Raw genomic sequence first — 2,057 nt, 5'->3', positions numbered from 1 at the left:
GGGTGGGTGCGAGGTGCGTTTCCCTGCGCCGAAAACCGGTGAACGCGCCTGTCGCGGCGCCGCGCGGGGATAGGAAACGTGTCGTGGATGCGGCCGGCGGCGATCGGTTTAATGTGCGTGTCGCGGCAGTGCGACGGCGTTTGTTTTGTTTGTTTCGTCTTTTCTCGTGGAGCGGGTTTTATTTCGCTTTGCTGGACGATGAAAGGCCGGTCGGTGTGGCCTTTTGTCGGGGTGGAAAGTGTTTTGGACCGTCTGCGTGAAATCGGGTGATCCGGTTGACCGCGGGGAGGAGGAGCTGTTTTTCTGAAATCGGCGGCCGCGGGATGCGTGATAGGCGGGGAATTATCGCGGGGCGCGTGTCGCGGCCGCCGCCCTCAAGTTCACGGAAAGGGAGAAACAGTCATGACCGCGTACAGCCTGATGGTGGAGAACAACTCGAGCAACCGCGTCGACTTCTGCATGTTCCAGACCCCGCCCGACCTGGGCCGGGTCGATGTGAACACCCTGGCGTGGTTCGTCGAGCCGGCCTATCCCACGACGACGGTGAACTTCCAGTGGGACACCTCGTACTCGTTCGTCTGGTCCGATGCCGGGCCGCTCTCGCCCGGCGTGCGGTTCACCGCCAGCCAGGTCTGGGACGCCGACCCGATGGACTCGCAGCTGCAGGCGGTGCGGCTGTTCTACGGCGACGGGGCCTACACGTTCGGGCGGCTGGCGCCGTCCGCGGCCCGTTACGCGGGCAGCCTGTACGTCGAGCAGGGCGATGATGTGCCGCTGCGCGGCGGGAGCGTGGGCATCGGGATGTCCGGCTCCGGGACCTTCGCGGTGGACTCGCAGCCCAACCAGCACCTGGTCTTCGAGCCGCATCCGGAGTACTGGCTGGTGGCCGGCAGCTTCGAGCGCGGGCAGGTGCTGGATGTCGCGCAGATGTCGACCGCGTTGAAGATCGAGTACTTCGGGGCGCGCACGTCCATGACGGTGAGCCTCGGCATGGACAACACGCTCGCGATCGTGTGAGCCGCAGCCCTCGACGCGTGAGCGCCGCCGTGGCCTGGCCACGGCGGCGCTCACGTACGGCCGCGTCGTCAGCTGTGCAGGATCTGGTCGACCAGCGCGCGGTAGTGGCGCATCGTCAGCCGCAGTTGCTCGGTCTCCTTGTTGCCGTCCTGCTGCCAGGCCGAGGTCAGGGTGTGGCGGCGCTCTTCCAGCTGCGTGGTGAAGGCGCGGGCCGCGTCGGTGACCAGGCGGTCGGCGTCCTCGACGGCGCGGCCCGGGTCGTCGATGAACTCCGCCTGGATGCCGCGCCAGCGCTCGCGCAGGTCGTCGGCGGTCTGCCGGGCCAGTACCGGCCCGGGTTCGTCGGTGAGGGTGCCCTGGCCCTGCGATGCGGCGGGGGTGTGCGTTTCGTAGGGCTGCGAGTCCACCGCGAAGGTCCCGGACCCGGACATCCCGATGCCCACGTTCCCGCCGGCCGGCGGCACATCGGTGCCCCCGGGTTGCTCGGTTTCGTCGGGTGTCGTGTACGCGTCGTCGTGCGGTGTCGCGTACTGCTCGCCGCCCGCGGCCGCGGCCGCATGATCGCCCGGGGCGGCGTCGGTGTCGTCTGAGTCCGAGAACGCGTGCCGGTTCACCGGGTCCTGCGGATCGTGCGGGTCCTGCGGGTGCGCGGGTGTGCCGTGGGCCGTGTCGCGGTCGCTGCCGAGGACCGCGTCCGGGAGCATGGCGGGCGCCTGCGCGGTGGACATCGTCCCGGCGCGCGGATCGTCCTGTGCCGGGGCGTCCTCGTCGGCGGCGTACTGGTCAGTGATCGCAGCGTCCTCATAGCCCGCCCGGTAAGGGCCGGTTTCGCCGGCGAAGCCGGTGCGCCGCGGTCCGCCGCGGTCGTTCTCGCTCGTCTTCATCTTTTCTCCTTCGGTCGGTCAGCGTCCGGCGGCGTGCGCGCTGTCGGCGGCCTGGCGTCCGAGCAGGTCGTTGAACATCACCCGGTAGTGCAGGATCGCCTGCCGCAGCGTCTCGGTGGAGGAGGGCGCCTGGGCGGGGGCTGTCTCTTATACACA

General features: G+C 69.1%; 2 protein-coding genes. One reads left to right on the top strand and one right to left on the bottom strand.

The features are described from left to right. Nucleotides 1–402 precede the first annotated feature (402 nt). Nucleotides 403–1,017, top strand: coding sequence for a RhiA family protein (locus KGA66_RS28730; protein ID WP_211472706.1), 615 nt, complete (start codon nt 403–405; stop codon nt 1,015–1,017). A 68-nt stretch (nt 1,018–1,085) separates the two neighbouring features. Here KGA66_RS28730 and KGA66_RS28725 read toward each other — a convergent pair whose 3' ends face one another. After that, nucleotides 1,086–1,901, bottom strand: coding sequence for a hypothetical protein (locus KGA66_RS28725; protein ID WP_211472704.1), 816 nt, complete (start codon nt 1,899–1,901; stop codon nt 1,086–1,088). Between the last annotated feature and the right edge of the window lie 156 nt (nt 1,902–2,057).

This window comes from Actinocrinis puniceicyclus (genome assembly GCF_018283645.1).
Classification (GTDB): Bacteria; Actinomycetota; Actinomycetes; order Streptomycetales; family Catenulisporaceae; genus Actinocrinis; species Actinocrinis puniceicyclus.
The sequence above is the reverse complement of the archived record's forward strand: the minus strand, read 5'-3'. Positions and strand labels throughout refer to the sequence as shown.

Bases quoted from the DNA above. Each gene is read 5' to 3' on its own strand.
- KGA66_RS28730 (WP_211472706.1), top strand. From the start codon at position 403: ATGACCGCGTACAGCCTGATGGTGGAGAACAACTCGAGCAACCGCGTC.
- KGA66_RS28725 (WP_211472704.1), bottom strand. From the start codon at position 1,901: ATGAAGACGAGCGAGAACGACCGCGGCGGACCGCGGCGCACCGGCTTC.